We start from the raw sequence: 15,959 nt of genomic DNA on the forward strand, positions 1-15,959 counted from the left end.
ACGTGATCGGTTTGCAGCGGGTCAAGGGGCGCGCACGGCCTTGAGCAGCAGCGCCTCGAACACCCGCTGCGCGCGTGGCTCATCACTGTGGGCAACATTGAAACGCATCGAGTTGAGGTGAGCGGGGTCATAGCCGAACAGCGCACCCGGCGCCAATACCATGCTGCGTTTCAATGCCTCCTGGGCCAGCAACTCGCCGTTTACGCCCGCTGGCAGGCGCGCCCAGATAAACATGCCGCCTTCATAGGCCATCGGCAATTCGCAGCCGCAGCGCTTGAGCCATTGCTCGACGCGCCCACCCGATTCCATCAACCGTTGCACCATGCGCTTGCGGTGTTTGGCGTAGCTGCCTTCGCTGAGCATGCGATAGACGATCTGTTCGAACAGCTCCGAGGTCACGCCGCCGCTCATCAACTTCATGTTGGTCAGGTTGGCGGCCAGTTGTGGCGCGGCCACCACATAGCTGACGCGCGTGTTGGCGCTGAGGATCTTGGAGAACCCCGACAGGTAGGTGACCTGGTTCAGGCCCGCCAGGGTGGCCAGTCGGGGCGGCGGGTTGGGGTGCAAGTCGCCGTAGAGGTCATCCTCGACAATATGGCAGTGGTACTGCTGGGTCAGTTGCAGCAGGCGAAACGCCTGGCTGGGGCTGAACGAGTGGCCGGTGGGGTTATGCAGCACGCTGGTGGTGAGATACAGGCTGGGGCGGTGCTCGGCCAGCAGCTGTTCGAGGGCGGTGAAGTCAAAGCCGTCGGGGCGGCGCTGGATAGTCACCACTTTGACGCCGTGCAGGGCCAGGTTGGCGTGGAAGTTGAAGTAACACGGCGCGTCCAGCAGCACGGTGTCGCCGGGGCGTGCGAGCAGGCGCATCAGCATGTCCAGGCCCTGCACGGTGTTGGGGGTGGTGATGATTTGCTCGACCGGCACCGACAGGCCTTCGGCGTGCAGTTTCTGTTGCAGGGCTTGGCGCAACGGTAACAGCCCGGCCGGCGTGCCCAGCCCGGCGATGCGCAACGACGGCGCGCGCACCACGCTGCGCAGGGTTTGGCGGATGGCTTCGCCGTTCAGCCATTCCTCCGGCAAGTGGCCGCCACCGGGGCGCAGTTCGCCGCTGACGGTGACCAGCGGGCGCCGCAACACGCTGAGCAGGTCCTGGGGCAGCAGGTCGACCCAGGTCGCCGAAGTCGGGTGGGCGGTTTCCATCGCCACAAAGTAGCCGCGCCCCTGGCTTGAGGTCAGCAGGTTGCGCCCGCGCAGACGGTCCAGTGCCTCATTGAGGGTGAATTTGCTCACACCCAGGGTCTGGGTCAACTCACGCACCGATGGCAACTTGCTGCCGGGCGCCCATTCACCGCTCTCGATGGCCTGGCTGAACGCCGCGACGATCTGCTGGACCTTGGGTGTGCCTTCCACAAAGGCGATGGCGGATACAAACATAAACCTTCCTTGTCTTTGCCGGTGCTTTTACCGGTGAAGTTAGGCCGGATTAGGCATCACTTTACCTGCCTTGTGCAATGCCGCTCCCCTAGACTGCGCGCCATCTCGCCAGGAGTTGGCGACATTCCCTACAGGCGAGCAATGGATTTCGCATCCTTATGAAGACTTATATGTGCGCACCCTGCGGCTTTATGTACGTAGAAGAATTGGGCATTCCGGAGGACGGAATCCCGGCAGGCACCCCTTGGGAAGAGGTGCCTGAAGACTGGACATGCCCCGATTGCGGCGTGACCAAGGCCGACTTCATGGCCATCGAACTTTAACCCTCCATCAACGAAAGGAATCGCTCCATGGACAGCAAACTGATCAACCCCACCGTGCCGTTCTGTACCGGTGTGGCTCACCAGAAATACCTCGGCGCCGAAAAAGGCCTGCAAACCGCTGTCGAAGGCGACTGCACCCACTGGTACATCGACGGCAGCCTGTTTGGTGAAATGGTCGACGACTGGACCGAGGCACGCATCGTCAGCCTGCAGGCGCACATCGAGGCGACCGGTGTTAAGCCAATATTCCACGGCAACTTCAAGGCGCCATTGGGCAGTGACGTCGAGGCGTTCCGTGTGGCGGCCGTGGAGTACGTGAAAAAAGAGATCGACATCGCCAGCCGTTTGGGCGCGCCGTTGATCATTCACGGTGGCTGCATCGTCGAGCCGAAAATGGTGCTGATGGCCAAGAAGGTTGCCCTGGAGCACTACCTCAAGTCGGTACAGGAACTGGCAAGTTACGCCGAGGCCAAGGGCACGGATATCTACCTGGAGAACCTGTCCAACTACGTCAATTACCGGCCGTTCCACTACATCTTTACCCATGAAGCCGAATACGCCTTTGTATTCGAGCGCCTGCAAGCGCACAGCAACGTGTACTTCTTCCTGGATGCCGGCCACGCCAACATCGAAAACGGCCTGCCGGCGGAAGTGGTGCGCAAGTATCACCACCTCATCAAGGGCATTTCCTTCAGCAACAACAACGGCGTGCAAGACCAGCACTTCGGCATTCATGACGGCAACTGTGACTACGCCGACGTGATGCAGGCCATCGTCGAAACCAATTGGAAAGGCCTGGTGGCGTTCGAAACCCGCAACCAGACCGCCAAAGCTGCCCTGGCTGACCTGGCGCTGATGTACCGCGAATCCCTGACGACCGAAATCGCGGTCGCCTGATGGGCCCAGGGGCGGGCGCTTGCGTGGCCCGCCCCGTTGTTTTTTTCAATCCAAGGTCCCGGACCATGACAACTGCGTTAACGCTGTCTTCGTTTCTCTACTTTCTGCTGTTTTGCGCCACCATGACCTTCAGCCCCGGCCCCATGACTTTGCTGCTCTTGAGCCTGGGCTTGAAAGACGGCCTGCGCAGCTCGATCCCGGCGCAGATCGGCGCCACGGTGTCCTATCTGATTTCGATCCTGATCTTTGCCGTAGGCTTTTCGGAGTTGATCAAGGGTAACCTCGCCATTACCCAGACCATCCAGTTTGTCGGCGTGGCCTACATTCTCTACCTGGCCTACAAGCAGTGGACCAGCAGCGGCGTCGCGATCAACAAGGACGGTGCCGTGGAAGGCTCGCGCAGCCTGTTCGGCAAAGGCTTGCTGACCGGGTTTTCCAACCCCAAGACCATCATCATGTTCAGCGCGGTGTTCCCGCAGTTTGCCGGGTCAGGTGAGCACAGCTCATCGGCGGATATCGCGATCCTGGGGTTAACCTTTCTGACGCTGCAATTTGCCAGCGGTTGCCTGTACTGCTATTTCGGCCAGCGCATCAAGCACGTACTGGAAAACCCCAAGCGCCGGGTGTTGTTGCAGCGAGTCACGGCGGTGTTGCTACTGGGTGTGGCGTTGATGCTGGCGCGCGGTTTTTCGCACTGAATGGCCTGATCTACAGCCTTATGAGCGGTAGTGGCGATTTGCCGTTGCCCTGATAGACTCCAGGCATTCATCCAGGATTACACCCGACCATGTCAGCTGCCGGAGGAAAAGGACTTCCGCTCGCTTCACGGTTGTATAAATCACGTGCACTGGGGCTGACGCTCGGCTTCGTGTGCGTGGTGTTTGGTATGTATCCCCTTCACCCACCGGCGTGGGTGTGGGTGTGGATGGTGATCAACGCCTTTGTCTGGCCGCACCTCGCCTATCAATGGTCGCGCCGCGTGAGCAATTCACTGCGCAGCGAACGCCGCAACCTGCTGTTCGACTCCTTTTGCGGCGGGTTCTGGGTCGGCGCCATGCACTTCAACCCGCTGCCCAGCGTCACCACCGTGTCGATGATGACCATGAACAACGTCGCCATCGGCGGGTTTCGCTTTATGTTGGCCGGTTGGGTCGCGCAGGGGTTGGGTATTGGCCTGTCGTTGCTGATGTTTGGTCCGGCGTTTATCGCCGTGACGACCGAGATCCAGCTGTATGCGTGCCTGCCGATCCTCATGCTGTATCCCCTGGCGCTGGGTTGGATCTGCTATCGCCAGGCCGTGACCCTGGCCCGACACAAACGCGAGTTGCTGGCGTTGAGCCGCACGGACAGCCTGTCCGGCCTGCTCAACCACGGTGCCTGGAAAGACCAACTGGAAATCGAGTTTCAGCGCTGCCGCCGCGAGCAGGTAGGCGCGGCCATTGCGCTGATCGACATCGACCATTTCAAGACCATCAACGATACCTACGGCCATGTCACTGGCGACATCGTGCTGCGCCAATTGAGTAAAGTCCTGCGCCAGAACCTGCGGACCTCCGACCTGGCCGGGCGTTATGGCGGCGATGAGTTTTGTGTGATTCTGCCGGATATGCCACTCAATCGAGCCACGGAAGTGATGGATGCCTTGCGCGATCGCTTCAGTGCGCTAGCGTATGCGCAGGACCCGACCCTGCGCGCCAGCTTGAGCATCGGCCTGGCACCGTATCAAGCGGCCCACGCCGATTCCACCAGTTGGCTCAACGACGCCGACCAGGCCTTGTATGAAGCCAAGAGCAGCGGGCGTAACCGGGTCAGCTCAGTGCAGGGGAGTTGGTTGCGGTCGGTTTAGTGGGGTAGGGTGTCGCAGCCCCTCCCAACAAAAAACAAGGATCGGTCCATGCTCTTTTCCTTCTCCCGTACCCTCCTGGCCGCGACCCTGGCCTTGTCCTTCGCAATGCCGGCCTACAGCGCCGAACCCCACAAACAGATCCAGGCGGATTCCGAGCAGTACAAGGCCGAGGCCCTGAAACTGTTGGAGCGCCTGGTGAATATTGATTCGGGCTCCGGCTACGAGCCAGGCCTGACCCAAGTGCGCGACATCGCCGTCGATGAATTGAAACAGCTCGGTTTCAGCATCGAACTGGTGCCGGACAAGGCCGCCAACAACAGCCATGTGATCGCCACCCTCAAGGGCACCGGTAAAGCCAGGATCCTGCTGATGGCCCACATGGACACCGTGTTCAAGGAAGGCTCGGCCGCCGAACGCCCGTTCCACATCAAGGACGGCCGCGCTTATGGCCCGGGCGTGATGGACGACAAGGGCGGCATCGTCGCCGGTATCTACGCGCTGAAAGTCCTGAAAAACCAGGGCTTCAAGGACTACGCACAAATCACCTTCCTGCTCGACGCCAGCGAAGAAACCGGCTCCGAGGCCGCCTCCGAGCTGATCCGCAACACCGCCAAAGGCCACGACGTTACCCTGAACCTCGAACCCGGCCGCCCAGCCGACGGCCTGGTGGTATGGCGCAAAGGCAGCGCCACCGCCGTGGTCGAAGTCAAAGGCAAAGCCGCCCACGCCGGCGTCGCCCCGGAACTGGGCCGCAACGCCGCCATGGAAGCGGCGCACCAGATTTTGCAACTGGGCAAACTGGGCGATGAAGAAAAGAAAACCACCATCAACTTCACGGTCATCAAGGCCGGTGACCGCACCAACGTCATCCCCGACCAAGCCACCGCCAAGGCGGATGTACGCGCAGCGTTGCCGGAGGAGTTTGATCGAATCGAGAAAGACCTGGCGCGTGTTTCAGCGAATAAGTTGATCCCCGAAACCGAAGTGAAGACCAGCTTGCTGCGAGGCCTGCCACCCATGCCGCAAACGCCGGAATCGGACAAGTTGGTCGCCATTGCCCAGGGCATTTATGGGGAGCTGGGCCGCAAGTTAACCATTGAAGGCAGCGGCGGGGCGGCGGATGCGAGTTTGTCCGCCGGGGTGGGGACGCCGACGTTGGATGGGTTTGGGATTGTCGGTGGGAATATTCATACGCCGGAGGAATATGCCGAGGTGGAGAGTGTGGCGCCGCGGATTTATCTGTTGAGCCGGATGATTATGGAGCTTTCCAAGCGCTGATTTGATTGCAGGGCTCACTCATTCCGGTGAGCCCGATTCTCTGGCCAGCTGGCTTATTGTGACCGCTGCGCAACCCAACGCGAGCAAGCTCGCTCGCCACAGGGTTGGGGTTGTCAGTGAGGCAAGTGGTGTTCTTACCATGTGGATGGGTCTTCGAGACTGGCTCTTTGGAGGTCGTCTTTCCAAACCTCGTTGGCTAATCGGTAGATGTCGGCAAAAAAGCTTTGAGGGTCAACTATTTCTGTTTCGTCCCATGCCATCGTTGAATATTTATCTGGGTCATCCTCAAAAAAACAATGAAAATCAAAGTTTTCTGTATTTAATGCGGCGTCCAGGTTTTCCATTAATTTGTATCGGTGGCGATAGGAAAGCTTGTTGTATGGATCCAGGCAATATTTGAGAATTAGATTTTCTCTATCTTTTTTGTCGTTGGGGTCATAGGCGTGAAGCTCTGCTCCCTTGGTTTCCTCTCTGTCGTAAATGTCAAAAACTCCTACGAAATAATACAAGCTCGCATCAAAAGGTATGTGCTCGGAAAATGGGTGAAATAGCATTTTTATTCCTTGAGCGGAAACAGAGTAAAAGGCGTGCCGTCTTCACGGAATTTCATCTCGGCACCATTCATCGAAGGATTGAACGTTGGATACATAAGGTCTTTCAAAAAAAAGAACAATGATTTTTTCTCTGTCTTTTTTATTGTTAGGGTCGTAGTTTTACAACGCTTCACCTTTGATTTGTTCAAGGTCGAATATTGAAAGTGCCGTTAAAATATACGAGTTGGGTTTTGAACGTTAGCACTTGGCTTGCAACCATCTCCACCTGGACATGTATTCAAGCCTAGCGGATCTACCCACCCCATGGGATTGGGCACGTACTGGTACGCGTTGATCCCACCTGCCAGCTTTACCGGGTCAGGCGTCAGGTAACGACCATTATCCGGATTGTAGTAGCGATGACGGTTGTAGTGCAGCCCGCTTTCCGGGTCGAAGTATTGGCCTTGGAAACGCAGCGGGTTGTCGATTTTGCTGACATCGAGGCGGGCAATTTCTCCGTAGGCGCGGTAGTGCGCCGACCAGACGATTTCACCGTCAGGCGCGGTCAGCTCCTGCGGTGTTCCGAGGTGGTCGAGTTGATAGTGGTAAGGCTGGGTCTCTTTCGGGCCAAAGCCTTCCAGTAGTGTCGAAGGCCTAAAACTGTCCGGTTCGTAGATGTAACTGCGATGGCGATCCGCGTGATGCTCGGCAATCAGCTTGTCGCCTTGCCAAAAAAACTCTGTGGTTATGTCGTCGACGGTTTTGCTGATCCGTCTACCAAACGGGTCATAACGATAGCTGGCGGTTTTCCCGTTCGGCTGGGTAATGCCGATCAGCCGATGCTGGCAGTCATAGCGATATTCGGTGACAAGTTGGTGACCCTTACAGCGTCGTTGGCGGATGAGGTTGCCGAACGCGTCATAGTCGTACTGATGATCGCCCTGGATCATCAGGCGATTACCGGCAACGATGTCCGGGTCGATCCTGCATTAGCAGGTTGCCTGCCGGGTCGTGGCCGAAGCGTTCATGTGCGTCTTGTGAGTGATCGGCCCGAGTCAGACGGGCGAGGGGATCGTAGTGGTGGTACCTCGTCCGCTCCTATTGGGGCTGCTTCTCAGCTCAACGCAAGCTCGCTCACTACAAGGTTTTCTGCTGCCTTATTTGTTTTTTATTTGAAGCTTTGTTTTTTCAGGGTTGAAGCCACATGTTTCAACCACGTTCGAGCGTCCTTCCATTCGTTAAGATAATAGTAGTAGCATCCAATGTCGGCGAATAAATAGTCTTGAAGCTCTTGCTCCGTCTTGTTGGTCATTATTAATCTGTCTAATTCTGACTGTACTTCGAATAGTACGTCCGCAGAAACATCGGAGATGAAAAAGTCAATTACATCATCTGCGTTCTTGTAGTCGTGCACCCAATCTTGATTAAAATAGCCTGCAAGGAATTGCTGTAGTTCGGGATAGTCTTGGTTCATGGGTTTGGAAATCCAGTATGAATTCGGTAGCCATTATGCATGTTGTTATCTCTGCGAATGACAAGGTGAATTTCCGTTCCGGGAACGGAAGTCGTGGTGTTCTTTTTTAAAGCTGGTCCCTATAGGGTGTTTGACTTTTTGGATAATGACAACTTGATTGTTTTGCCCTTTGAAAAAGTTGCTAATCTTGGCTTTGTTGTCATCTAATACGTTTGATATTGCTAACTCTGCCGTTGCGCGATCATTTTCCGGTCCGTGGTCCTGTGGCGAGCGAGTGTGCTCGTCGCAGGTACCAGCTTGGGGGAACACGCTTCATTAGATGTTTTCAATCGATCAATGAATTGGCGTTTTTTGAAGTTCTGCGCTAATCGAAACTTGAGCGAGCAGCAGTTGCTCGATTAGCGAATCAATTGACTGCGCGGTAAGCGTTAAAGTGGGAGATTCCCATTCATAGTCTTTAACGACCTTTATTTGGAAGTGCCCTTTTGCGTCGAATGAAGGATACCAACCTACGTCAATTAGGAAGCCGTGTGGATACTCCACTTGAAGCAAGTCCTCTTTCAGATGGTGGGCTTGATGCTCAATCCCTGATTCCTGCAACATCGAGAGTTCGTCGTAAGTTACTTTGCCTTGTAGAAAATCTAACGAAATCATTTAGTTAATCTCCGGAATTCTTGCTCTGATATAGGGTGGCCGTGGATTGTTTTCGCGCTTAATTCAATACGTATCCAACGGCTAGATACTCCTTCGCTGGCGCCAATGCTCTCAGGATACTCCATCACTTTCCACGTTTTTCCATTAGTAACTGTTCTGCCATTTTTATAGGCTTCTCTTTCCAGATTTTCAATATTTATGCCTGGCTTGTACTTGGCTGGGCCGGACTTTGTTGTAGCCAAAATATCTTTCCAAGGCATTTTTTTTGAGGGGCTGTGCTTATACCCATGAGCTGTCCACTCGATTTCTTCAGGTGCAGGCAGCGCCGGCTGGCTGCCTTTGACTATTGCACTGTTTGCCGGATCTACGACGTCCTCAAAGGGACCGCAATTACCAGGACATTTACTGAGTCCTAGCGGATCTACCCACCCCGTAGGGTTCGGCACGTACTGGTACGCGTTGATCCCACCCGCCAACTTCACCGGGTCGGGTGTCAGATAGCGACCACTGTCCGGATTGTAGTAGCGATGGCGGTTGTAGTGCAGCCCGCTTTCCGCATCGAAATATTGGCCCTGAAAGCGCAGCGGGTTGTCGACTTTATCTATGTCGAGTCGGGCAATTTCACCATAGGCGCGGTAGTGCGCCGACCAGACGATTTCACCGTCGGGGGCGGTGAGTTCCTGCGGGGTACCGAGGTGGTCGAGTTGATAGTGGTAAGGCTGGGTCTCTTTCGGACCAAAACCTTCCAGCAGTGCCAGAGGGCGGAAGCTGTCCGGTTCGTAGATGTAACTGCGATGGCGATCTGCATGGTGTTCGGCAATCAGCTTGTCGCCTTGCCAGAAAAACTCTGTGGTGATGTCGTCGACGGTTTTGCTGATCCGTCGACCAAACGGGTCATAACGATAGCTGGCGGTTTTCCCGTTCGGCTGGGTAATGCCGATCAGCCGATGCTGGCAGTCGTAGCGATATTCGGTGACAAGTTGATGGCCCTTGCCGCGTCTTTGGCGGATCAGGTTGCCGAAGGCGTCGTAGTCGTAATGGTGATCGCCCTGGATCATCAAACGATTCCCCGCCACGATGTCCGGGCCCGGTCGATCCTGCATCAGCAGGTTGCCCGCAGGGTCATGGCCGAAGCGTTCTTGCACGCCTTGCGAGTGATCGGTCCGAGTCAGACGGGCGAGGGGGTCGTAGTGGTAGTGGTGTTCGCCTTTGCGGGTGTCGAGAACCCGGGTGAGGTTGCCGGTTTTGTCGTAGTCGTATTGACGTTGGTAAAGGGTGTGTTGCTGTTGGCTGACAGCATGGGCGTGCAGGCGGTTTTGTTCGTCGTAGTGGTAATGGCTGAGGAGCTGGCCTTGTTGACGCTGGTGCTCGCGACCGGTTTTGAACAGGTGAGAAGTGAGCGTTTCACCATTCAGTTCAACGGTGGAAAGGTGGCCGCCTTTGTCGTGGTTGAAGGTGAGGCGGTTGTTGTCCGGCAGGCGCAGGTTTTGCAGCTGGCCGCAGGCGTCGTAGCCATAGCGCAAGGTGCCCCAGCCCTGGTGTTCGGCGGTGAGCCGGTTTTGCGGGTCGTATTCGTAGGCTAGCGCCCAGTGCCCGTCGTCGACGCTGAGAAGGTTGCCTTGGCGGTCGTAGGCGTAGTCAACAAGGTTGCCGTCGGGCAGGGTTTTTCGTACAAGTCGGCCAGCGTGGTCTCGCTCGTAGCCGGTGACGAGCTGACTACCGTCATCACCATATTCGGTTTTCTCGAGCAGGTTGCCATTGAGGTCGTAGGCGTAGGCGGTACGCTGGCCGTCAAAACCGATTTCCTGCTGGATCAGGCCATTGGGGTGGTAATCGAGCTGGTAGGTTTCGCCGACTTCGTTTTCGATGGCGGTCAGCAGCAACCGTACGTTGTCGTAGCGGTAGTTGACCTGGCTGCCGTCGGCATTGATGCGGCGGCTGATCAGGTGCAGGCCGTCGGCGTATTCGTAGCGGGTGACGTGGCCCCGTTCATCGCGTTCGGCGGTGATTTTTCCGTAGGGGTTGTAGCTGTATTCCCGCGTCGCGCCGCCTGGCAACACAACACGAGTCAACCGACCCACGCTGTCCCATTGATACTGAGTCAGCGCGCCCTGTTCATCCTCGTGCGCAACCTTGCGCCCAAGATAGTCATAGCGATAGCGCTTGATACCGCCATTCGGCAGCTGCTCCTCAAGCAACTGACCACGTTCATTCCAGACCAGCCGGTGACAACTGTTATCCGGATACCAAATCCCGGTCAGTTGCCCGTATTTGTTGTAGCTGTAGTCAGTAATGTGGCCGTCGGGATCGGTCTTACGAATGACGTCGCCCTGATCGTTGCGCTCATACTTCCAGACCGCCTCACCACGCCGTACTACCCGTACGAACCCGTTGTCATGCTCGTAGGAAGTCGGCTCATCCTCCCCAGGAAACAACGCCACCAAACGTCCGGCGTCGTCGTACTGATACGCCGTCACCGCCCCCAACGGGTCCTGCTCGACCGTCAGTCGGCCCTTGTCATCGTAGGATTTGAAGTGCTCGGCACCGTCGGGATCAATGCGCTGCACCAGCCGCGCCCGCTGATCGTGGACGTAAACTTCCCGACTGCCATCAGCGTTCTGAACCGTGACCCGGCCGTTGTCATCCCACGCATACCGCGTGTCCATCTGCGAAAAGCTGGCCCAGTGCCGGACACAGCGTGCCGCCTTGCCAGCCCGTTCCCACGCCCAAAAGAAACTTGCCCCACCGGCCAACTGCCGTTCCAGAATGACGTGCTGATCGTCGTACCGATAAACCTCGCTTTCACCGACAGCGTTGGTCGCTGAAACCAACCGTCCAACTTCGTCATAGGCGTATGAAACGACGTTCTGTTCAGTCACCCATTCAAAGGGTTCATGCCCTTTGGCGCGATGAACCTGATAGTCCACCGCAGCAATGCGGCCCTGTTCGTAGCGCAAAAACAAACACCGGCCTACACCGTTATCCAGCCGCTCGATCCGCCCCAAACGATCACGGCTGATGCGCAGTCGGTTGTCATAAGCATCGCTGATGGTGGTCAGCACACCGTCGCGGAAATGGTAGAAACGCGACGCCTGAGCCAGCACCAGTTCATCGGGTAAAGCACCCAAGTAAATCGCGGCTTCGGCCAAGCTGTTGGTAATCGCCGGCCGAGCCACCGTAGGCAAGGGCAGGGCAGTCGACCGGTTCTCATGATCCGTCCACACCACCGAATCGCCATCCACCACCAACCGCTGCGCCAGCGCATGACTCCAGCCAAACCCCAACCCGCAATCCACGTCCACCGCACTGGTGCGATACAGCCGCGTCCACTCAAACGGCAAAACCCCATCCAAGGTGCCATCGGTGAGGGTCAGCAGTTCCTCCCCGGTCACCATCGACACCGGGCAGCCATTGGTGGCGGTCTTGTCCGCAGGGGCCGCCGCATCGCCGTTCGGGTTCTTACCCGCAGCGGGCACATCGTCGACATGTTCCTGGCGCACCAATGCCGTCTGCTGGGTCTTCTTACGAACCGCAGGCACCGCGTTGGAAACCAACTGCTCACCCGCCTTCAACGACGCAACCGGCACGGTCTTGATCGGCGTCGCCGTACTACTCAACAGCAACGGCTTCACCACCACGGCATGCGGCTCCAACCTGGGCATCACCAGCTTTGTCGCCAACAACTCCAGAAGATCCCGCGTCCGCCCAGACTTGATGTGCCCCAGCACCTGCGTACCCAAGCGCACCGCCACACCCATTCCCGCAGTCGCCCAGATCAGCAGCAGGTTGATCAACACCTCGCCGGTGATTTCCCCCATCAGCTCGTTCATTTCTTGCGGCGGCAGCATTCGCATCCAGCTGACCATCGCCGACACATAAATGAACAGCAGCGGCTCGTCGCTGAGCACCAGCAGGCCGTTGGCAATCGCGTCGTTGCCGAGCTTCAGCAGCTCATCAAGCTCGGCTTGGGAGATGTACTGCAGCAGCTTTTCGCTGTTGGGCTTGATGTCCGCCAACAGCTCATACAGCTGGGTTAAGTTGTCCCACAGCCCGTAAAGCGCTTTGCCCATGCCACTGAGAAACGCCGCTTCCACCATCCGGCGCCGATCCAGCGCAGTAGCGTCCGTATAGTCTTTCCACTGCGCTTGGAACGTGCTGTTCCACTCGCCGCGCAGGCGCGCTTCCAGCTCGCCGATCACCGACTGATAAGACGCGTACAGCGCCTTGACGTGCTCCGTGGAAACGTTGGGATAGAAGCTGATTCGGTACTGCTGGTTGCGATCACACTCGGTGATTTCGAGAATGCCGCTGGGGCCGATGGTCTTGTGGATCGGCTCGCCCAGTGGGCCGCCGTTGGGATCGACGCGTTGCAGCACCACCGGCGTGTTGCCGATGGGCACAAACCGCGTGCTCTGGAACATGTGCACCAGGGTCAACGTGCCGTTGGCCTGGCACGTGGCGACGGTGCTGCCGGGAAAAATGGAGCGGTTGATGGGCGCAACCAGCGCCACCTCGTCGCCGACCTTGAACACCTGCTCGACATCCAGCGCCGAAAAGCTCCAGAAGCTCGCAGCCCAGTCGTCAAAGGTGTTTAGGCACTCTCTAAAGTCGCGCAAGACAGTTTCAACATCGACCGTCTTTGCATCCATTGGGGCCAGGGCCAGCCTGCCAATGGCCGGGTTCAAGCGACAGCCCAAAAAACCTGGGCTTTAACGAAAAAAACCATCTGCAATCCCTCGCACTGTGTGATCAGGCGAAGGACTTTGCAGAGGTTTTAAGGAGAGATCTGTAGAGCTTTTCCGGCTATTACGTGGGAAGTTTCAACGGCTTTTGTCCTCTTCCGCCCAAACACCAGACGGCACAGCGCGGCTGGTCAACGCTGTCAGCCAAGGCATTGCCGCCCGCATACTGCAAGGCTTCGGCGCCAGCCCCCCGGACAAAGCACTGTCCTATACATAGAACGAATAAGGCCGCGTTTGCCGGCTAGTGCTCAAACGCCAGCAGCCTTATGGTGGTCGTACTTTGGAGGTACACCATGAAAAAACTCATCGGCATCTACACCAGCCCCCGCGCCCATTGGGTCGGCGATGGCTTCCCGGTGCGCACGCTGTTTTCCTACGACTCGATGGGCAAGCACATCAGCCCATTCCTGTTGCTGGACCACGCTGGCCCCGCCGATTTCACGCCCACCGATCAACGTCGCGGCGTCGGCCAACACCCGCATCGCGGTTTTGAAACCGTGACCATCGTGTATGACGGCGAAGTCGAGCACCGTGATTCCACCGGCGCCGGTGGCAAGATCGGCCCCGGCGATGTGCAATGGATGACGGCCGCGAAAGGCATCATCCATGAAGAGTTCCATTCCGAAGCCTTTGCCCGCAGCGGCGGGGCGCTGGAGATGGTGCAACTGTGGGTCAACCTGCCGGCCAAGGACAAAATGGCCGACGCCGGTTACCAGACCATCGTCGACGGTGATATCCCGGTGCTGCCGCTGGCCAACGACGCCGGGCAACTGCGCTTGATCGCCGGTGAGTTCGCCGGTACTCAAGGGCCTGCGCGTACCTTCACGCCGATTGACGTGTGGGACCTGCGCCTTAACGCCGGTAAAACGGTGACGCTGGACCTGCACGCCGGGCGCAATACTGCGCTGGTTATTTTGCGCGGCACGGTGCGGGTGAATGGCGAAGAGGTGGCGCGCCAAGGGCAATTGGCGTTGTTCGAGCGCGATGGTGCTCAGCTCACGCTGGAGGCCAACGATGACGCTAAAGTGTTGCTGCTCAGTGGCGAGCCGATTGAGGAGCCTATCGTCGGTCACGGCCCGTTCGTGATGAACACCGAGCAGGAAATCCATCAGGCGTTTGCCGACTTCCAGTCGGGGCGTTTCGGGCAGATGGCGGGCTGATTGCCTGGCGCAATACCCCTGTGGGAGCGGGCTTGCCTGCGATAGCATCACCTCGGTGCAACGGATACACCGAGGTGCCTGCATCGCAGGCAAGCCAGCTCCCACATTTTGTTTTCCTGCGTTCCTGTTTCATGCGATCTTCTCGGCATTCGCCCTGGAGTCGCCTGGATGCCCTCATTTATCGCTGATCACCCGATGTTGTGCGCCGTGGCGCTGATCTTTATCGACATCGCCGTGTGGCGTCTTATTTCCGCCAACCTCGCCAACTGGAAACTCGCGGCGCGCTTGGCGATTTTTGCCGTTTACAGCGCCGTGCTGTTCAACGACGGCATGAACCCCATGCAACTCGCGCCGTATGCCGACAACACCGCCTTGCACCTGGCGGCCACTGCGCTGCAGATCGGCTGGTGGCTGTTCGCCGCGCGCACCCTCACGGTGTTGCTCGGCACGGTGATGATGAATCGGGTCGGGCATGGCGGGCGATTGTTGCAGGACCTGTTGGGCGCGGTGATTTTCCTGATCGCGATCATCGCCGCCATGGCCTACGTGCTCGACCTGCCGGTCAAAGGCGTGCTCGCCACCTCCGGCGCCGTGGCGATCATCGTCGGCCTGGCGCTGCAAAGCACCTTGAGCGATGTGTTTTCCGGGATCGTCCTCAATACCACCAAGCCCTACCAACTGGATGACTGGATCTCCATCGATGGCACCGAAGGCCGCGTCACGGATATCGACTGGCGCGCCACACGCCTGCAAACCTCCCAGGGCAGCATGGCGGTGATCCCCAACTCGCTGGCGGCCAAAGCCAAGATCATCAACTTCTCACGCCCGGCGGACATGTTCGGCCTGGCCGTCAGCCTGCAAGTCAGCCCCCATGCGCGCCCGCAAACCGTGATCGAGGCGCTGGAGCGCGCGATGCAAGGTTGCCGGCCGCTGCTGGCCAAGCCCGCGCCGAGCGTGGCGTTCAAAACCTCGGCCAGTGGCGGCGTCGAATATGAAATCAGCGGGTTTGTGCCGGCCATGACCCTCAAGCGCGAAGTGCGCAACCAGCTTTACGACCTGGCGTTCCGGCACCTGCAAGCGGCGGGCGTAGGCCTGTTGTCCGCCACCGAAAGCAGCGCGCCACCGGCGATGTCTGCCGCGCGGGCCTTGCTGGAGCGTTCGTCGATTTTCTCCACCCTGCGCCAGGAAGAGAAGGACACCTTCAGCCAGAACATGACCCAGCACACCTACCGCGCCGGCGAGATGATCTTGCCGGCGGGGGAGGTCAGCGACCATTTGTTTATTATCGAATCCGGCGTGGTCTCGGTGATGTTGGTCAAGGCTGGCCACAAGTTCGAAGCCGGGCGCATGGGGCCGGGCGAGGTGATTGGCGAGGCGGGAATTTTGTCGGATCAGGCGACGCTGGCGGACTTCTCGGCCAAGACCTTCTGCACGCTGTATCGCATCGAGAGGGAATACCTCAAACCTTGTCTGGATGCGCGGCATGACATCAGCGAAGCAATGAAGGCGCTGCTGGATTTCCGTGTGCACACGGCGCAGGCCTTGACCCAGGAGGCGCCCGTGGTGCCGGTCAAGAAAGGCTTTTTGCAGTGGCTGCGTAATCGCGGGCTGTAGCGGG

At 58.0% G+C, this 15,959-nt stretch carries 12 protein-coding genes and 1 pseudogene; 7 read left to right on the forward strand and 6 right to left on the reverse strand.

The features are described from left to right. Nucleotides 1-21: 21 nt before the first annotated feature. Nucleotides 22-1,434, reverse strand: a complete 1,413-nt coding sequence (locus tag A7J50_RS11465; RefSeq protein ID WP_064451885.1) for a PLP-dependent aminotransferase family protein — start codon at nucleotides 1,432-1,434, stop codon at nucleotides 22-24. 158 nt (nucleotides 1,435-1,592) lie between these two features. On the opposite strand from A7J50_RS11465, the gene A7J50_RS11470 reads away from it, so the two are divergent. The 5 genes from A7J50_RS11470 (at nucleotide 1,593) to A7J50_RS11490 (ending at nucleotide 5,778) form a co-directional block, all read left to right on the forward strand. Next, nucleotides 1,593-1,757, forward strand: coding sequence for a rubredoxin (locus A7J50_RS11470; protein ID WP_016968943.1), 165 nt, complete (start codon nucleotides 1,593-1,595; stop codon nucleotides 1,755-1,757). A gap of 27 nt (nucleotides 1,758-1,784) precedes the next feature. Further along, on the forward strand, nucleotides 1,785-2,654 hold the full coding sequence (locus tag A7J50_RS11475; RefSeq protein WP_064451886.1) for a sugar phosphate isomerase/epimerase family protein: 870 nt from the start codon (nucleotides 1,785-1,787) through the stop codon (nucleotides 2,652-2,654). A gap of 65 nt (nucleotides 2,655-2,719) precedes the next feature. Next, nucleotides 2,720-3,352: a LysE family translocator gene (locus A7J50_RS11480; RefSeq protein ID WP_064451887.1), complete on the forward strand. Its 633-nt coding sequence runs from the start codon at nucleotides 2,720-2,722 to the stop codon at nucleotides 3,350-3,352. An 89-nt stretch (nucleotides 3,353-3,441) separates the two neighbouring features. Beyond that, nucleotides 3,442-4,500, forward strand: coding sequence for a diguanylate cyclase (locus A7J50_RS11485; protein ID WP_064451888.1), 1,059 nt, complete (start codon nucleotides 3,442-3,444; stop codon nucleotides 4,498-4,500). 48 nt (nucleotides 4,501-4,548) lie between these two features. Further along, complete coding sequence (locus A7J50_RS11490) at nucleotides 4,549-5,778, forward strand: M20/M25/M40 family metallo-hydrolase (RefSeq protein WP_064451889.1); 1,230 nt, start codon at nucleotides 4,549-4,551, stop codon at nucleotides 5,776-5,778. Nucleotides 5,779-5,912: 134 nt separating this feature from the next. On the opposite strand, the gene A7J50_RS11495 is transcribed toward A7J50_RS11490, so the two are convergent. From A7J50_RS11495 to A7J50_RS11515, 5 genes and pseudogenes are all read right to left on the reverse strand, one after another. After that, complete coding sequence (locus tag A7J50_RS11495) at nucleotides 5,913-6,332, reverse strand: hypothetical protein (protein ID WP_064451890.1); 420 nt, start codon at nucleotides 6,330-6,332, stop codon at nucleotides 5,913-5,915. 245 nt (nucleotides 6,333-6,577) lie between these two features. Beyond that, nucleotides 6,578-7,394, reverse strand: a pseudogene (locus A7J50_RS11500) (RHS repeat domain-containing protein); the annotation flags it as partial. Between the two features lie 85 nt (nucleotides 7,395-7,479). Then, entirely contained in the window at nucleotides 7,480-7,785 is a 306-nt protein-coding gene (locus tag A7J50_RS11505; RefSeq protein ID WP_064451892.1) for a contact-dependent growth inhibition system immunity protein, read from the reverse strand. 333 nt (nucleotides 7,786-8,118) lie between these two features. Beyond that, the gene (locus tag A7J50_RS11510) at nucleotides 8,119-8,439 is read right to left on the reverse strand and encodes a hypothetical protein (protein WP_064451893.1); all 321 of its coding nucleotides are present in this window, start codon (nucleotides 8,437-8,439) and stop codon (nucleotides 8,119-8,121) included. Further along, nucleotides 8,436-13,088 carry an RHS repeat-associated core domain-containing protein gene (locus tag A7J50_RS11515; protein ID WP_237140901.1) on the reverse strand — a complete coding sequence of 1,551 codons (4,653 nt, stop codon included), beginning with the start codon at nucleotides 13,086-13,088 and terminating at the stop codon, nucleotides 8,436-8,438. Before A7J50_RS11515 ends, A7J50_RS11510 begins: the two co-directional genes overlap by 4 nt. Before the next feature lie 386 nt (nucleotides 13,089-13,474). On the opposite strand from A7J50_RS11515, the gene A7J50_RS11520 reads away from it, so the two are divergent. Beyond that, nucleotides 13,475-14,341 (forward strand): pirin family protein, encoded by an 867-nt coding sequence (locus A7J50_RS11520; protein WP_064451895.1) that lies wholly within the window; start codon nucleotides 13,475-13,477, stop codon nucleotides 14,339-14,341. Between the two features lie 168 nt (nucleotides 14,342-14,509). Beyond that, nucleotides 14,510-15,955 (forward strand): mechanosensitive ion channel family protein, encoded by a 1,446-nt coding sequence (locus tag A7J50_RS11525; RefSeq protein WP_064451896.1) that lies wholly within the window; start codon nucleotides 14,510-14,512, stop codon nucleotides 15,953-15,955. Nucleotides 15,956-15,959 lie beyond the last annotated feature (4 nt).

Origin of the sequence: Pseudomonas antarctica, from assembly GCF_001647715.1 — a bacterium.
Taxonomy (GTDB): Bacteria; Pseudomonadota; Gammaproteobacteria; order Pseudomonadales; family Pseudomonadaceae; genus Aquipseudomonas; species Aquipseudomonas antarctica_A.

Bases quoted from the DNA above. Each gene is read 5' to 3' on its own strand.
- A7J50_RS11465 (WP_064451885.1), bottom strand. From the start codon at position 1,434: ATGTTTGTATCCGCCATCGCCTTTGTGGAAGGCACACCCAAGGTCCAG.
- A7J50_RS11470 (WP_016968943.1), top strand. From the start codon at position 1,593: ATGAAGACTTATATGTGCGCACCCTGCGGCTTTATGTACGTAGAAGAA.
- A7J50_RS11475 (WP_064451886.1), top strand. From the start codon at position 1,785: ATGGACAGCAAACTGATCAACCCCACCGTGCCGTTCTGTACCGGTGTG.
- A7J50_RS11480 (WP_064451887.1), top strand. From the start codon at position 2,720: ATGACAACTGCGTTAACGCTGTCTTCGTTTCTCTACTTTCTGCTGTTT.
- A7J50_RS11485 (WP_064451888.1), top strand. From the start codon at position 3,442: ATGTCAGCTGCCGGAGGAAAAGGACTTCCGCTCGCTTCACGGTTGTAT.
- A7J50_RS11490 (WP_064451889.1), top strand. From the start codon at position 4,549: ATGCTCTTTTCCTTCTCCCGTACCCTCCTGGCCGCGACCCTGGCCTTG.
- A7J50_RS11495 (WP_064451890.1), bottom strand. From the start codon at position 6,332: ATGCTATTTCACCCATTTTCCGAGCACATACCTTTTGATGCGAGCTTG.
- A7J50_RS11505 (WP_064451892.1), bottom strand. From the start codon at position 7,785: ATGAACCAAGACTATCCCGAACTACAGCAATTCCTTGCAGGCTATTTT.
- A7J50_RS11510 (WP_064451893.1), bottom strand. From the start codon at position 8,439: ATGATTTCGTTAGATTTTCTACAAGGCAAAGTAACTTACGACGAACTC.
- A7J50_RS11515 (WP_237140901.1), bottom strand. From the start codon at position 13,088: ATGGATGCAAAGACGGTCGATGTTGAAACTGTCTTGCGCGACTTTAGA.
- A7J50_RS11520 (WP_064451895.1), top strand. From the start codon at position 13,475: ATGAAAAAACTCATCGGCATCTACACCAGCCCCCGCGCCCATTGGGTC.
- A7J50_RS11525 (WP_064451896.1), top strand. From the start codon at position 14,510: ATGCCCTCATTTATCGCTGATCACCCGATGTTGTGCGCCGTGGCGCTG.